This is a genomic window from Microbacterium invictum, assembly GCF_014197265.1.
GTDB lineage: Bacteria > Actinomycetota > Actinomycetes > Actinomycetales > Microbacteriaceae > Microbacterium > Microbacterium invictum.
Genome location: NZ_JACIFH010000001.1, coordinates 77,555 through 91,827 on the forward strand (window position 1 = coordinate 77,555; position 14,273 = coordinate 91,827).

Annotated in this window: 15 protein-coding genes and 1 tRNA gene; 12 read left to right on the forward strand and 4 right to left on the reverse strand. The window is 71.2% G+C overall.

Annotation, left to right across the window (positions count from 1 at the left end; translation table 11 throughout):
* Positions 1–85: 85 nt before the first annotated feature.
* Positions 86–1,498 carry an AMP-binding protein gene (locus BKA10_RS00390; RefSeq protein WP_308221564.1) on the forward strand — a complete coding sequence of 471 codons (1,413 nt, stop codon included), beginning with the start codon at positions 86–88 and terminating at the stop codon, positions 1,496–1,498.
* 263 nt (positions 1,499–1,761) lie between these two features.
* On the opposite strand, the gene BKA10_RS00395 is transcribed toward BKA10_RS00390, so the two are convergent.
* Positions 1,762–2,148, reverse strand: a complete 387-nt coding sequence (locus BKA10_RS00395) for a VOC family protein (RefSeq protein ID WP_183497917.1) — start codon at positions 2,146–2,148, stop codon at positions 1,762–1,764.
* Between the two features lie 62 nt (positions 2,149–2,210).
* Between BKA10_RS00395 and BKA10_RS00400 the strand changes: the two genes are divergently transcribed.
* The gene (locus BKA10_RS00400) at positions 2,211–3,188 is read left to right on the forward strand and encodes a 1,4-dihydroxy-2-naphthoate polyprenyltransferase (protein WP_183497919.1); all 978 of its coding nucleotides are present in this window, start codon (positions 2,211–2,213) and stop codon (positions 3,186–3,188) included.
* A gap of 56 nt (positions 3,189–3,244) precedes the next feature.
* On the opposite strand, the gene BKA10_RS00405 is transcribed toward BKA10_RS00400, so the two are convergent.
* Positions 3,245–3,535, reverse strand: coding sequence for a DUF4229 domain-containing protein (locus tag BKA10_RS00405; protein WP_183497921.1), 291 nt, complete (start codon positions 3,533–3,535; stop codon positions 3,245–3,247).
* 63 nt (positions 3,536–3,598) lie between these two features.
* Between BKA10_RS00405 and BKA10_RS00410 the strand changes: the two genes are divergently transcribed.
* Genes BKA10_RS00410 through BKA10_RS00420 form a run of 3 tightly spaced genes read left to right on the forward strand, consistent with a single transcriptional unit; the run spans position 3,599 to position 6,619 of the window.
* Entirely contained in the window at positions 3,599–4,006 is a 408-nt protein-coding gene (locus tag BKA10_RS00410) for a PLDc N-terminal domain-containing protein (RefSeq protein WP_183497923.1), read from the forward strand.
* Between the two features lies 1 nt (position 4,007).
* Positions 4,008–5,732, forward strand: a complete 1,725-nt coding sequence (menD, locus tag BKA10_RS00415) for a 2-succinyl-5-enolpyruvyl-6-hydroxy-3-cyclohexene-1-carboxylic-acid synthase (protein ID WP_183497925.1) — start codon at positions 4,008–4,010, stop codon at positions 5,730–5,732.
* Between the two features lie 26 nt (positions 5,733–5,758).
* Positions 5,759–6,619 carry a PPK2 family polyphosphate kinase gene (locus BKA10_RS00420; RefSeq protein WP_183497927.1) on the forward strand — a complete coding sequence of 287 codons (861 nt, stop codon included), beginning with the start codon at positions 5,759–5,761 and terminating at the stop codon, positions 6,617–6,619.
* Positions 6,620–6,625: 6 nt separating this feature from the next.
* On the opposite strand, the gene BKA10_RS00425 is transcribed toward BKA10_RS00420, so the two are convergent.
* Positions 6,626–7,930 (reverse strand): isochorismate synthase, encoded by a 1,305-nt coding sequence (locus tag BKA10_RS00425; RefSeq protein ID WP_183497929.1) that lies wholly within the window; start codon positions 7,928–7,930, stop codon positions 6,626–6,628.
* A gap of 90 nt (positions 7,931–8,020) precedes the next feature.
* Here BKA10_RS00425 and BKA10_RS00430 point away from each other — a divergent pair, with 90 nt between their 5' ends.
* The 5 genes from BKA10_RS00430 to BKA10_RS00450 all read left to right on the forward strand — a co-directional run bounded on the left by BKA10_RS00430 (position 8,021) and on the right by BKA10_RS00450 (position 12,871).
* A complete protein-coding gene (locus BKA10_RS00430; RefSeq protein WP_183497931.1) occupies positions 8,021–8,575 on the forward strand; it encodes a DUF402 domain-containing protein in 555 nt (184 codons plus the stop codon).
* 9 nt (positions 8,576–8,584) lie between these two features.
* Positions 8,585–9,310: a demethylmenaquinone methyltransferase gene (locus BKA10_RS00435; protein ID WP_183497933.1), complete on the forward strand. Its 726-nt coding sequence runs from the start codon at positions 8,585–8,587 to the stop codon at positions 9,308–9,310.
* A gap of 82 nt (positions 9,311–9,392) precedes the next feature.
* Positions 9,393–10,454 carry a polyprenyl synthetase family protein gene (locus BKA10_RS00440; protein WP_248199131.1) on the forward strand — a complete coding sequence of 354 codons (1,062 nt, stop codon included), beginning with the start codon at positions 9,393–9,395 and terminating at the stop codon, positions 10,452–10,454.
* Between the two features lie 43 nt (positions 10,455–10,497).
* Positions 10,498–11,871 carry an FAD-dependent oxidoreductase gene (locus tag BKA10_RS00445; protein ID WP_183497935.1) on the forward strand — a complete coding sequence of 458 codons (1,374 nt, stop codon included), beginning with the start codon at positions 10,498–10,500 and terminating at the stop codon, positions 11,869–11,871.
* A gap of 28 nt (positions 11,872–11,899) precedes the next feature.
* Complete coding sequence (locus tag BKA10_RS00450) at positions 11,900–12,871, forward strand: alpha/beta hydrolase (protein ID WP_183497937.1); 972 nt, start codon at positions 11,900–11,902, stop codon at positions 12,869–12,871.
* A 171-nt stretch (positions 12,872–13,042) separates the two neighbouring features.
* Here BKA10_RS00450 and BKA10_RS00455 read toward each other — a convergent pair whose 3' ends face one another.
* Complete coding sequence (locus tag BKA10_RS00455; protein WP_183497939.1) at positions 13,043–13,531, reverse strand: YajQ family cyclic di-GMP-binding protein; 489 nt, start codon at positions 13,529–13,531, stop codon at positions 13,043–13,045.
* Positions 13,532–13,614: 83 nt separating this feature from the next.
* Between BKA10_RS00455 and BKA10_RS00460 the strand changes: the two genes are divergently transcribed.
* Entirely contained in the window at positions 13,615–14,103 is a 489-nt protein-coding gene (locus BKA10_RS00460; RefSeq protein ID WP_183497941.1) for an FBP domain-containing protein, read from the forward strand.
* 85 nt (positions 14,104–14,188) lie between these two features.
* Positions 14,189–14,270, forward strand: a tRNA-Tyr gene (locus tag BKA10_RS00465).
* Positions 14,271–14,273: the final 3 nt, after the last annotated feature.

Consider the following 14,273-nt stretch of genomic DNA (forward strand, 5'->3'; position numbering starts at 1 on the left):
ACATCTCCTGCGAGCCGAACAGAGGCCGCCGCATGAGAGGTGAGATCACGGATGCCGGCGCGAAGGGATCCGGGGGCTGTTCGCCGTGAGACTCGAAGCTGTCGCGGGCGCCGATCCGCGTGACGTGCTCCGGGCGCTGCGCCAGGCGGTGCTCGGCTCGGGTCCCGCCGTCGCGCTCGGCGCGGACCCCGCTGCCTCGCTCGGCGCGAACCCCGCTGCCTCGGGGCCTCGCCCGGCCTCCGATGGGGGCGATACTGCCGCCTCGGGGCCCCGCCCGAACTCCGATGGGGGCGATACTGCCGCCGCGGCGCCCCGCCCGAACTCCGATCGAGGCGATACTGCCGCCGCGGCGCCCCGCCCGAACTCCGATCGAGGCAAGACCGCGCCCTCAGGGCCCCGCCCGGCTTCCGATCAGGGCACTACCGCGGCCGCGGCGCCCCTGCCCGATGAGGTGCCCGCCGGCACGGCCGTCGTGCTGACGACCTCCGGGTCGACCGGATACCCCAAGCGGGTCGCGCTGAGCCGCGCCGCGCTGACCTCGAGCGCCCTCGCGACGGCCGACCGCATCGGCGAAGGAGCCTGGCTGCTCGCGCTTCCGGCGTCGTACGTCGCCGGCGTGCAGGTGCTCGTGCGGGCGCTGGTCGGCGGCCGGGAACCGGGGATCCTGTCCGGCTCCTTCACTCCGCAGGCGTTCGCCGCTGCGGCGGCGGGCATGGTCTCGAGTCGAGGCGGGCAGCGGATGCCCACGTACACCTCGCTCGTCCCCGCGCAACTGCAGACGCTGCTCGAGGGAGAGGAAGCCGGCATCCGCACCGGCCTGGCCTCGTTCGAAGCGATCCTCGTCGGCGGCCAGTCGCTGCCCCTCGCGCTCGCCGAACGCGCCGCCGCGGCGGGCGCACGGATCGTCCGCACGTACGGCTCGACCGAGACCAGCGGCGGCTGCGTGTACGACGGCCGGCCGCTGGGCGGCGTCGGCCTGCGCGTCGTCGACGGCGAAGTCCAGCTGTCCGGGCCCACGCTGGCCGACGGGTATCTCGGCGATCCCGAGCGCACCGACGACATCTTCCCCCGCGACGTCGACGGCACGCGGTGGTACCGCACCGGCGATGCCGGCGAGGTCTCGGACGGCGTCCTGCGCATCACCGGGCGTCGCGACAACGTCATCGTCTCGGGCGGCATCAACGTCTCGCTCGACCGCGTCGAGCACATTGTCCGCGGCATCGCGGGCCTGGAGCGCGCCGTCGTCGTGCCCGTCGCCGACGATCGGTGGGGGCAGGCGTCCGTCGTCGTGGTGCCGCGGGGCGATGTTCCGGCACGCGACGTGGCGGGGCGCGCTGATGCGCTGTCGCGGGATCTCCTCGCCGACGTGCGTGATGCCGTCGGCGACGAACTTGGCGCTCCGGCGCGCCCCCGCGAGGTCATACTCGTAGACGCGATGCCCACGCTGCCGAGCGGCAAACCCGACCGGGTCGCGCTGCGCGACCTCATCGGTGACTGAGCATCACGCGCGGGCTTCACCTGGCGCGTGCGCCGGGTATCCGGTATCCATTCCCGGCGCGGGCGCCCACTGAACCGGTCACGCGCGGGCTTCACCTGGCGCGTGCGCCGGGTATCCGGTATCCATTCCCGGCGCGGGCGCCCACTGAACCGGTCACGCGCGGGCTTCACCTGGCGCGTGCGCCGGGTATCCGGTATCCATTCCCGGCGTGGGCGCCCACTGAACAGGCCGCGCGACGCCTGCCGCGGCGTCCTGCCGAAGAGTCAGCCGGTGCCAGAGAACGGCCCGGTCTCCACGACGCAGAACCGATTGCCCTCGGTGTCTTCGAGCACGATGTAGTCGGCGTCGTCGGGGTACCCGTTCCAGTCGACCTCCCGCGCCCCGAGCGCAAGCAGTCTCGCGGTCTCGCCTGCCCGGTCCTCGGCGTACAGATCGAGGTGCAGGCGCGGCGGGTAGTGCTGCGGGTATCCGGTCACCGACAGGGCGAGGCTCGCCTCGAGTCCGCTCCAGTGCGCCTTGCCCGGCGGATCGAGGATCGCCCAGTCGTCCGACGGTGCGCTGCGGGGCGCGTATCCGAGCGCGGCGGTCCAGAACGCGACCGCGCGGGGGAGGTCTTCGACGGTCAGGACGGTCGTGCCGATGCGGAGCATGCCGACATTCTCGTCGCGCCGTGCACGGCCTGCCAGGGGGCGTCGGCCTAAGATGACTGGTCGTGGCAGGCAGATCCCGACAGCAGAAGCATTCCGGCGCCAAGAAGCGGCAGCGACACGGCAACCCGCAGAAGGCGCACGTCTCGCGCGACCCGCGGACGGTCGAGCCGGCGACGTTCGGCGACTGGGTCGGCGCGGCCCGGCTGCGCACCCTGCCGCTCGCGGTGACGCCCATCCTCATCGGCACCGGCGCGGCGCTCATCATCGACCCGCGGTTCCACTGGGTCATCGCGCTGTGCTGCCTCATCGTCGCCGTCGCGCTGCAGATCGGCGTGAACTACGCCAACGACTACAGCGACGGCATCCGCGGCACCGATGACCATCGCGTCGGCCCTGCGCGTCTCACAGCCTCGCGCAAGGTGCCCGCCCGCAGGGTGCTGAACGCCGCGCTCGTGTTCTTCGCCGTCGCGGCAGTCGCCGGCATCGCCATCGTCATCCGCACTCAGCACTGGTGGATGCTGCTGGTTGGCGCCGCATGCCTCGTGGCCGCGTGGTTCTACACCGGCGGCAGACGACCCTACGGGTACGCCGGGCTGGGTGAGCTGTTCGTGTTCGTCTTCTTCGGGCTGGTCGCCACCGCCGGCACGACCTTCGTGCAGTCCGGCGCGGTGCCGCAGGAGGCCTGGTTCGGCGGCGTCGCGGCCGGTGCCCTCGCGTGCGCGGTGCTGCTCGCGAACAACCTGCGCGACATCGACCAGGATCGCGCGGCTGGCAAGAAGACCCTGACCGTGCGCATCGGCAAGCTCTGGACGCAGATCCTGTACACGGTGCTGATGATCGTGCCGTTCGCGATCGCGGCCTTCCTGGCGCTGTTCTACCCGATCGCGTGGCTGGCGCTGCTCGCGCTGATCCCGGCCGCCGCGGCGATCCTGATCGTGTGGACCTACCGGCACCCGCGCGAACTGGTCGTCGCCCTCGGCGTCACGTCGCTCACGTCACTCGGGTACGGCGCCCTGCTGCTGTGGGCATTCGTCGGCTGACCCCTGTCCGCGGGACCGGCGGGTCCGCGCCGTCTCGCGGCCAGGCCTGAGCCGCGTCAGACCTGCCCGGTCGTTCCCGGCTCGGAGTCATCGACGGCGGCATCCTCGGCATCTTCATCGCTCACCTGGCCGCGTGCCCGCGCCCGGCGCTCGGCCAGATCGCTGGTCACCTCATCGAGGGGCCGCCGAAGCAGCAGCATCGACAGGCTGAGGCCGATGAGGGCCGCGAAGATCGCCGCGAGCCAGGAGAACTCGCGCATGATCGGGAACAGCATCATGATGCCGAACGGCACGACGAACAGCAGCAGACGCAGCACCGTGTAGACGACGACGGAACGGGTGCGCATCCCTCCAGTCTACGTACGGCCACGGCGGGCCCGGAGCGCGGTCCGGCGACTTAGGATGGATGAATGGCGCGAGTCCTGATACCCCTGGCTCTGCTGCTGATCGCCTTCTGGATCTTCAGCATCCTCGACTGCGCCCTGCAACCGCCGACGCGGCACCGCGGCGTGAGCAAGCCCGCGTGGCTGCTCATCGTGATCCTCCTGCCGGTGATCGGCGGCATCCTCTGGTTCATCGTCGGCCGCAGCCGCCCCAAGGCCGCCCCGAGCTACCGCGCCCCCGACGACAACCCCGAGTTCCTCGGACGCATCGGTTCGACCAGTGACCAGGACGAACGCATCCGCAGGCTCGAAGAAGAACTGGCCGCGCTGGACTCCGAGGCGGACGACCCGCCCCGCAACGACCCGCCCGTCCCTCGGCCGCACGACGGCTCCGGCGACGGCGACACCGACGATCAGACCGGCACCCACGGCTGACATGGCGCCCGGCGAGCCTGCGCGCGCTGACGCGCCCGACGGTGGGCGCGCTCCGGCGATGGATGCCGCGGCGGCACTGCTCGCACAGGTGAACGCCCTCGGCGTGGAGCATCTCATCGTCAGCCCCGGGTCCCGCTCGCAGGCGCTGGCGCTCGTCGCTGCAGACCTCGAAGCCCGCGGCCGTGTCCGCGTGCACGTGCGGATCGACGAGCGCGTCGCCGGGTTCACGGCCCTCGGCATCGCCCGCGAGAACCGCGTACCCGCGGCGGTGATCTGCACCTCCGGTACAGCCGTCGCGAACCTTCTGCCGGCTGTGCTCGAAGCCCACCACGCCGGGGTCCCGCTGCTGCTGCTGACGGCCGATCGGCCCCCTGAGCTGCGCGGCGTGGGCGCCAACCAGGCCACGCATCAGCCCGGCATGTTCGCCCCCTACGTGCGATTCGAGGCCGACCTGCCCGTGCCGGCCGAGCTCGACTCCGACGGCACCGGAGACGCCATCACCGAGGTCCGCCGGGTGACGCGCCTCGCGGTGGCGGCGAGCCTCGGCGCCGACGGCCGGACGGCGGGCCCGGTGCACCTCAATCTGCCCTACCGGGAGCCGCTGGCGGGCACCCTGCCGCCCTGGATCGACGACGACCTCGCGGCCCCGGCATCCGCCCCGCCCGCTCCGGCACCGACCCCGGTGCCCCGCGGCCCGCGGACGATCGTCGTCGCGGGCGCCGACGCCGGGCCCGACGCCGAAGCCCTCGCCCACGACGGCGGCTGGCCGCTCGTGGCCGAGATCGTCAGCGGCGCACGGTTCGGCCGCCACCTCGTGCACGGCTACCGCACCCTGCTGGCCGAGCCCGCGCTGGGCGGTCGCGTCGAGCGCGCGATCGTCTACGGCCACCCGACGCTCAGCCGCGAGATCGTCGCGCTGCTATCACGCGCCGACGTCGAGATCCTCGCCGTCCGCGGTCCCGGCGAGCTCTTGAATCTGAACGGCGCGACGCGGGCGGTGGATGCCGTGACCGTCAGCCCCGGCGACGCCGATCGCGCATGGCTCGGCGCCTGGATGCGGGCCTCACAGGCGGCATCCACCGACCTCAGCCCCGCCGCCCCCGACGCGGAGGGCCTCTCGTCGGCAGAGCCCCAGCGGCGGCTGCCGGCGATCGCCGCCGAACTGCAGGTGATCCGCGCGCCGCTGGATCGCACCGCCCTGGTCGACGCCGTGTGGCGGGCGACGTGGCCGCACGACCGGCTCATGTTCGCCTCGTCGCGCCTCGTGCGCGTCGCCGACGCAGTGCTCGGCGGCAAGCGGGTGCCCGTGCACGCCAACCGGGGCCTGGCCGGCATCGACGGCACCCTGGCCACCGCGACCGGCGTCGCGATCGCCAGCCAGACCGGGGGAGCACCCGGCGTGACACGGCTGCTGGTCGGCGACCTCGCCTTCCTGCACGACGTCGGCGCGATGCTGCTGCCGCCCGGTGAAGACGAGCCGCGCATCCAGGTCATCGTCGGCAACGACGGCGGCGGCACCATCTTCGACGGACTCGAGGTGGCCGCGGTCGCCTCCGCGGAGGCGATGGACCGCGTGCTCTACACGCCGCACACGGCCCGCATCGAGCAGCTGGCCGCCGCCTACGGGTGGGAGCACCGGCGGGTGACCACCCGCGCGGCCCTCGACCAGGCGCTGACGTCGCCGGTCGGCGGGCGTCAGATCATCGAGGTCCCACTCGAACGCTGACGCCTGTTTCGGGCCATGATGAGTCCATGGCCCAAGAGAGCACGCACGAGACCGAGTTGTCGGGCGCCCTGCTGCGCGTCGGCGCGGGGTTCCTCCTCAGCGAGGTCGACCCGGACGCCACGCCCGGAGTGGACGGCGGCAAGAAGGACGGCCAGAAGCAGCTGGCCGACGGCGAGAGCAGGTTCGACGAGCTGCAGGAGCGGCTGTACGCCCAGAGCCGCGTCGACGACGACACCCCCGCGGTGCTGCTCGTGCTGCAGGCGATGGACACCGCCGGCAAGGGCGGCATCGTGCGCCACGTCATCGGAGCGACCGATCCCCAGGGAGTCCGGCTGAAGGCATTCAAGGCGCCGACGCCCGAAGAGCGTGCGCACGACTTCCTCTGGCGCATCGAGAAAGAACTGCCGCCGGCCGGATACATCGGGGTGTTCGACCGGTCGCACTATGAGGACGTGCTGATCGGCCGGGTGCGCGAGCTCGCGTCGCCGAAGGAGATCGAACGCCGCTATCACGCCATCAACGCCTTCGAGGAGCGGGTGGCCGACAGCGGCACCCACATCGTCAAGGTCATGCTCCACATCTCGGCCGACGAGCAGAAGGCGCGGCTCACGGAACGGCTCGACCGCCCCGACAAGCACTGGAAGTACCACCCCGGCGATGTCGACGAGCGGCTGCTGTGGCCGCAGTACATGGACGCCTACCAGACCGTGTTCGAGCGGACCTCGACCGACCTGGCCCCATGGCACGTCGTGCCGGCGAACGCCAAGTGGTACGCGCGACTGGCCGTGCAGACGCTGCTGATCGAGGCGTTCGAGCGCATCGATCCGCAGTGGCCGGCGGCGGACTTCGACGTCGAGGCCGAGAAGAAGCGGCTGGCCGCCAGCTGAGTCAGCTCACGCCAGCGAGTCGACGATCGGACGGAACTTCAGCCGGGTCTCGAGCATCTCGGCTTCGGGATCGCTGCCGGCGACGATCCCCGCACCGGCGTGGGCGGTGAACGGGATGCCGCCGTCGTCGGTGGCCGCCCCCAGCTCGAACTGCGCGCACCGCAGCGCGATCGCCCATTCGCCGTCGCCGTGCGCGTTGATCCAGCCCACCGGACCGGCGTAGCGGCCGCGATCGAACGGCTCGAGCCGGCGGATGAGGTCCATCGCGGCATCCGTCGGCGTTCCGGCCACAGCCGCCGTCGGATGCAGCACGTGCACCAGATCGAGCGCTGACGCGCCGCCCTGCAGCGTACCCTCCACGTCGGTGGCGAGGTGCCACACGTTGGGCAGCTTCAGCATGAACGGCTGCTCCTCGGTCACGAGGGCACTCGTGTGCGGCCGCAGCGAGGTGAGAACGCTCTGGACGGCGTACTGATGCTCGTCGAGGTCCTTCGCGCTGGTGGCCAGGGCGACGGATGCCGCGGTGTCGGCATCCGCGTCCACGCCGCGCGCGATGGTCCCGGCGAGCACGCGAGCGGTGACGGTGCCGCCCGAGACCGTCAGGAGCGTCTCGGGGCTCGCGCCGATGAGGCCGTCGACGGCGTAGACCCACGTATCGGGATACGCGACGGTGAGGGCGCGCACGAGCCGGCGCAGATCGGAGCCGGGCGGAATCGAGCCGACGAGGTCGCGGGCGAGGACGACCTTGCTCACCTCGCCGCCGGCGATGGCCGCCAGGCCCGCGCGCACCGCAGCCTGATAGCCCTCCGGTGTCAGCGCCCCCGGACCGACGGTGGGGGACCAGTGCGGGCCATAGGGCGCCGGCTCGACGGGCGACTCCACTTCGGGCCGGCCGGGCGTCTCGGGGCCCGGCTGGCCGGGGCCCGGCTGTTCGGGCTGGTCGATCGGGGAGATGCGGGTGATCCAGGTGCGGCCGCCGCGGTGTCCCAGCACGACCGCGGGGACGGTGAGGCGCGCCTGCGCAGCCGAAGCGGGGTCGAACGGGAGCGCGCCGAACGCGATCAGACCCGTGCCGGGGATGCCGAGCGGATCGTCGACCTCACCCGCGTCGGCGACCCGCTGCCACCATTGTGCGGCGTCGTCCGGCGGACCTTCGTATTCGAGGACGGCCGAGGTGCCGACGAGCGTGTCGCCGCGGCGCGACCAGACCAGCGGGTCTGCGGGTGCTGCGTACTCGAGGAGCTCGTCCACCGCCTCGATCTCGCGAGTGACCGCGCGCAGTCGCGGGGCGGGAAGCTGTCGGGTGGGCATCCTGTCAGCCTATTCCGCTCGCACGGGAGCAGCATCCGTCGCGCCGCGCGCACGGCGCCGCGTCATCGGGCACCGCCTACACTCGCGAAGGTGACGACACGACCCGCACCCGGCGCACGCCTCACCTTCCGCTGGCGCAAATGGGACGGCTCGCCGCACTGGGCGCACGAGTGCGTCTACCTGGGCAGCGACGAGTGGGGCGATTGGGTCGGCCAATGGCCGGGGGCGCTCAGCTCACGGCCCGGTCGCGAACTGCGCGCCGAGGGCCCGAACGTGACGCTCATGCCGCCGGACGGCGAGTGGGCCGCGACGTTCAACGCCTCCCACCCGCGCATGTGGATCTACATCGACGTCGCCTGGCAGGTCGGCTGGCGAGGCGGCGAACCCGAGGGCATCGACATGGACCTCGACGTCATCCACGCCACCGACGAGCGCGGCATCTTCGTCGACGACCGCGACGAGTGGGACGAGCACGCCCAGCAGTTCGGCTACCCGCCCGAGGTGATGGCACGGCTCGAGCGGGTGACGGCTGACCTGGAGCGCCGGGTCACGGCATCCACCCCGCCCTTCGATGAGGCGACATCGGCGCGCTGGCTCGCGGTGCTGGCAGAGCTCGGGCCGGGCCCCGGCAGTGGCAACGCTTAGGATCGAACGGTGACTGAGCAACCGCGACGCGCTGACCTGGGCAAGGATCCCGACCGCGTCAGCGGCATGTTCGACCAGGTCGCCGCCGGCTACGACCGCACCAACACGGTGCTCAGCCTCGGCAACGACAAGCTGTGGCGGGTTGCGACGACGCGGGCGATCGCGCCGCGTGCCGGCCAGCGCATTCTCGACCTCGCAGCCGGCACCGCCGCGAGCTCGGTGAGCCTCGCGCGCAGCGGCGCCGAGGTCGTCGCAGCGGACTTCTCGCCGGGCATGATCGCCGAAGGCCGTCGCCGGCACGGCGACATCGCGAACCTGAGCTTCGTCGAAGCGGATGCCATGGCGCTGCCCTTCGGCGACGAGGAGTTCGACGCGGTCACCATCTCGTTCGGCCTGCGCAACGTCAAAGACCCGAAGCTCGCGCTGCGCGAGATGCTGCGGGTCACGGCGCCCGGCGGCAAGCTCGTGATCTGCGAGTTCTCGCAGCCGCCGTCGCCCGTGTTCGGGGCGTTCTACCGCTTCTACAACGACCGTGTGCTGCCGGTGGCCGCGAAAGCCGTCAGCTCGAATGCCGACGCCTACGACTACCTGGGCGAGTCGATCCGCGACTGGCCCGATCAGGCGACGCTCGCCGCCTGGATCCGCGAAGCGGGGTGGACCGGGGTCGCGCATCGCAACCTGTCGTTCGGGATCGTTGCGCTGCATCGCGCGGTCAAACCGCACCCTGCGCACTGAGTCGTCGGTGCTCACGCCGCCCCGCGCGCGCGACGCTCGCCGAGCCGCGTTCGATGCTCCGGGCCGACGGTAGGCTGTCAGGGTGACTCCGCGCCCGTCCTCGCCCAGCTCGCAGCTGGCGAGCCGTCTCGGCCCGACCGAGCGCATCTTCGCCGGTCCGCGCATGCGCGCGCTCGCCGCGACCGTCGACGAGGGCCTCACGCGCGTCGAGGAGCGGCTTGAGCTCGAACTGCAGACGACCGACCCGCTCGTCGACGCCACGACCCGGTATCTGTACGAGGCCGGCGGCAAGCGCATCCGCCCCATGCTGACGCTGTTGACCTCGCAGTTCGGTGACGGGGTCAACGACGACGTCATCGCCGGCGCCGCTGCTCTCGAACTGACCCACCTCGGCTCGCTCTATCATGACGATGTCATGGACGGCGCGGACACCCGTCGCGGTGTGCCCAGCGCGCAGTCGGTGTGGGGCAACAACGTCGCAATCCTCACCGGTGACCTGCTGTTCTCGCGGGCGAGCCAGCTCATGGCCGGACTCGGCGAGCGTGCGATCCGCATGCAGGCCGACACGTTCGAGCGCCTCGTCCTCGGCCAGATGCACGAGACCGTGGGGGCGCAGGTCGGCGACGATCCCGTCGAGTTCTATCTGCAGGTGCTCTCCGACAAGACCGGGTCGCTCATCGCCGCTTCCGCCCAGGCCGGCGTGCTGTTCTCGAACGCGCCGGGTGCGTACCAGCAGCCGGTGCTCGAGTTCGGTGAGAAGGCCGGCATCGCCTTCCAGCTGCTGGACGACGTCATCGACCTGTCGGCGGATGCCGACGAGACCGGCAAGGTGCCCGGAACCGACCTGCGCGCCGGGGTCCCCACCATGCCGTACCTGCTGCTGGGCCGTGCCGGCGATGCCGAGGCACAGCAGTTGAAGACCGCGATCGACGACGGCGTCGCACGCATCGTCGACGGTGCCGACCCCGGCATCCTGGACGATGCTCTCGCCCGCCTCCGCGACCACGACGCCACCGAGCAGACCCGGCTGCTGGCCGTCGAATGGTCGGAGCAGGCGGTCGCCGCGCTCGAGCCGCTGCCGTCGGGCGCCGTGCGCGATGCGCTCACCCGCTTCGCGCGCTTCGTCGTCGACCGCTCCCGCTGAACCCCTCGGGCTGTCGCCCGCGCTCACCCTTCGGAAGGACCCCATGACCAAGCTGAGGCTGGCCATCGTCGGCGCCGGACCCGCCGGCATCTACGCCGCGGACATCCTGCTCAAAGCGGAGCGCAAGTTCGAGGTCGCGATCGACCTGTTCGACCAGCTGCCCGCACCGTACGGGCTCGTGCGCTACGGCGTGGCACCCGACCACCCGCGCATCAAGGGCATCATCACGGCGCTGCGCGACGTGCTCGACCGCGGTGACATCCGCATCTTCGGCAACGTGCACTTCGGCACCGACCTCACGCTCGACGACTTGAAGCAGCATTATCACGCGGTGATCTTCGCCACCGGTGCGATCCGCGACGCCGACCTCGACATCCCCGGGACGGATGCCGTCGGCTCGTACGGCGCGGCGGACTTCGTGAGCTGGTACGACGGGCACCCCGACTTCCCGCGCGAGTGGCCGCTCGAGGCCGAGTCGGTCGGCGTCGTCGGCAACGGCAACGTCGCACTCGACGTGGCGCGGCTGCTCGCCAAGCACGCCGAGGACCTGCTGCCCACCGAGATCCCTCAGAACGTGTTCGAGGGTCTGCAGGCCTCGCCCGTCACCGACGTGCACGTGTTCGGCCGGCGCGGCCCCGCGCAGGTCAAGTTCACCCCGCTCGAACTGCGCGAGCTCGGCGAGCTGCGCGACGTCGACATGGTCGTCTACGACGAGGACTTCGACTACGACGAAGCCTCCAAGTCCGCAATCGCATCGAACAAACAGGTCATGGTCATCGACCGGATCCTGCAGTCGTGGCGCCAGCGGCCGAGCGTCAACAACTCCGGGGGTCAGGCCAGCCGTCGCCTGCACCTGCACTTCTACGCCAAGCCGGTCGAGCTCCGCAAAGATGCCGATGGCCGCGCGGCGGCGCTCGTCTATGAGCGCACGCGGCCCGACGGCGAGGGGGGCGTGGTCGGCACCGGTGAACTGCGCGAGGTCGCGCTGCAGGGGCTGTACCGGGCGGTCGGCTACTTCGGATCGCCGCTGCCCGGCGTGCCCTTCGACAAAAGGCACGGCGTCATCCCGAACCGTGAGGGCCAGGTGCTGCACAAGGAGTCGAACGAGCGCGTGCCCGGGGTTTACGCCACCGGCTGGATCAAGCGCGGCCCGGTCGGTCTCATCGGGCACACCAAGTCCGACGCGATGGAGACCATCAGCCATCTCATCAACGACCAGGGCTCATGGTGGGACCCGGCAGATCCGTCGCCCGACGCGATCCCGGCGCTTCTCGCAGAGCGCGGTGTCGCATGGACCGACCTCGACGGCTGGCACCGGCTCGACGAGCACGAGATCGCGCTCGGCGAGCCGCTCGAGCGCGCGCGGATCAAGGTCGTCGACCGCGACGAGATGGTGAAGATCTCGCGCGGAGAGTGATCCGAGCGGTCGCCGATACGCTGGCGGTATGACCGCCGAGTGGATCCCCGATGTGCTCGGCGCTCCGTTCCAGCAGCTCACGCTCGAGCTGGATGCCGATGTCGACGGGCCGGTCGCCGCCACCCTCGTGCGCCGGCGCCCGCACGCGTTGGGCGCGCTCGTCCGGCCGCTGCGCGACGTCGACGTGCTGTACGTGCACGGCTGGTCGGACTACTTCTTCCAGACCGCGCTGGCCGAGTTCTGGAACGGTCTGGGCGCCCGGTTCTACGCGCTGGACCTGCGCAAGTACGGCCGGAGCCTGAGGCCCGGGCAGACACCCGGCTACATCTCATCCCTCGACGACTACGACGCCGACATCGACGCCGCGCTGGCTGCGATGCCCGGCCGCGCCGGGCGCCCTCTGGTGCTCATGGGACACTCCACCGGAGGGCTCACGCTGACGCTGTGGGCCGCGCGCCACCCCGGCGTCGCGTCGGCGCTGGTGCTGAACAGCCCCTGGCTCGAGCTGCAGACCGGCGCGTTCGCGCGGCAGGCGCTCACACCGCTCGTGCACGCGCGCGCCCGTCTCGATCCGCTCGGGGCGCAGCCGGCCGTCGACCTCGGCTTCTACACGCGGGCGCAGCGCGAGCTGGAGACGCTGCCGACAGGCCACGAGGACTGGCGGCCCGAACGGGGGTTCTCCACGCACCCCGGGTGGCTGGCGGCGGTCATCGCCGGGCACGCCAAAGTCGCGGCGGGAGTCGACGTGGGGTGCCCGGCCCTCGTGCTGCTGTCCACGACATCCGTCCAGCCGTTCGCCTGGTCGGAGGCGATGACCTCGGCCGACGCGGTGCTCACCGTGGACGACATCGCCCGGGCGGCCACCCGCATCGGCCGCGACGTCACCCTGGCGCGCATCGATGGCGCGATCCACGACGTGTTCCTCTCGCGCCCGGCCGCCCGCGATGCCGCCTACGCCGCCCTGCGTCGCTGGGTGCTGCGCGGTGCGCTGGAACGCTGACGGCACCGGCGGTGCCGCCCCGCATGTTCACTTGGCGCTGGCGAGGGAAACAATTGCGTGTTACCCGCCACAGGCGCCAACTGAACAGCGAGCCCACTGGAGAAGTTGGCGCTGGCGACGGAATCTACTGCCTGGTACCCATTGCAAGCGCCAACTGAGTCAGCGCACGCCTCAGCGGTAGTTGATGAACTGGAGATCGACGTCGAGGTCGGCGGCCTTCAGCAGACGCTGCACCTCTTGCAGGTCGTCGCGAGACTTGGACTGCACGCGCAGTTCGTCGCCCTGGATCTGCGACTTCACCGACTTGGGACCCTCGTCGCGGATGATCTTGCCGATCTTCTTCGCGTTCTCCTGCGAGATGCCCTCTTTGAGCGTCGACGTGATGCGGTACTCCTTCGAGCCGGCGACCGGATCGCCCGTCTCGAGGCTCTTCAGCGAGATGCCGCGCTTGATGAGCTTCGACTGGAACACGTCGAGCACCGCCTTCGCACGCTCTTCGGTGTTCGCCTTGATGAGGATCGCTTCGCCGCTCCACTCGATGGCGGCGTCGGTTCCCTTGAAGTCATAGCGCTGCTCGACCTCTTTGCGGGCCTGGTTGAGGGCGTTGTCCGCCTCTTGCCGGTCGATTTTGGAGACGATGTCGAACGAGGAGTCAGCCATGCGAGGAGTCTAGCCGCGACCGGATTCCCCGTCAGCCTCGCCCCGGCAGAGCCGTTGCGGCGGTGAGTTCGTAGACTGGCGTGATGCAGGCGCTGACCGAAGAACTGGTGCGCGCGGCCCTGATCAATGCGTCGCCCGAGGAGCGCGACCGGCTCGCCGTGCCACCCGACTTCCGATTCCTCGACTGGGACCACATCGACTTCTACGCGTGGCGCGATCCGCACTCCCGCGGCCGCGGCTACATCGTGGCCGATCTCGCCGAGGGGCCGGTGGGCGTGCTGATGCGGGCGACGGATGCCGGTGGGCGCGCACACCCGGCCATGTGCAATCTCTGTCATGCGATGCAGCCCGGCGATCAGGTGGCGCTGTTCACCGCACGCAGGGCGGGGGATGCCGGTGCGCGCGGCGACAGTGTCGGCACCTACATCTGCGCCGATCTGTCATGCCACGAGAACGTCCGGCTCGCGGCTCCGCTCGCGCCGAACGAGGTCCGTGCCAGCGTGGACCGCCGGATCGACGGCACACGGCACCGCATCGAATCGTTCGTGGAACGCATCGCCGCGGCATCCTGAGCCCATGGTTCTCGGCACCCTCCGGGTGCGGGTAATATGGATGATCGCGCCTCCGGTCGACTGTACAAGCCGGGCGGGTGCGCCTGGCGAGTTACCCAAGCGGCCAAAGGGATCTGACTGTAAATCAGCCGTCTTCGACTTCGGGGGTTCGAATCCCTCACTCGCCACCG

Coding starts and splice junctions, on each gene's coding strand:
- BKA10_RS00455 (WP_183497939.1), bottom strand. CDS start 13,531: ATGGCTGACTCCTCGTTCGACATCGTCTCCAAAATCGACCGGCAAGAG.
- BKA10_RS00460 (WP_183497941.1), top strand. CDS start 13,615: ATGCAGGCGCTGACCGAAGAACTGGTGCGCGCGGCCCTGATCAATGCG.
- BKA10_RS00405 (WP_183497921.1), bottom strand. CDS start 3,535: ATGCGCACCCGTTCCGTCGTCGTCTACACGGTGCTGCGTCTGCTGCTG.
- menD (WP_183497925.1), top strand. CDS start 4,008: ATGGCGCCCGGCGAGCCTGCGCGCGCTGACGCGCCCGACGGTGGGCGC.
- BKA10_RS00395 (WP_183497917.1), bottom strand. CDS start 2,148: ATGCTCCGCATCGGCACGACCGTCCTGACCGTCGAAGACCTCCCCCGC.
- BKA10_RS00450 (WP_183497937.1), top strand. CDS start 11,900: ATGACCGCCGAGTGGATCCCCGATGTGCTCGGCGCTCCGTTCCAGCAG.
- BKA10_RS00410 (WP_183497923.1), top strand. CDS start 3,599: ATGGCGCGAGTCCTGATACCCCTGGCTCTGCTGCTGATCGCCTTCTGG.
- BKA10_RS00425 (WP_183497929.1), bottom strand. CDS start 7,930: ATGCCCACCCGACAGCTTCCCGCCCCGCGACTGCGCGCGGTCACTCGC.
- BKA10_RS00445 (WP_183497935.1), top strand. CDS start 10,498: ATGACCAAGCTGAGGCTGGCCATCGTCGGCGCCGGACCCGCCGGCATC.
- BKA10_RS00420 (WP_183497927.1), top strand. CDS start 5,759: ATGGCCCAAGAGAGCACGCACGAGACCGAGTTGTCGGGCGCCCTGCTG.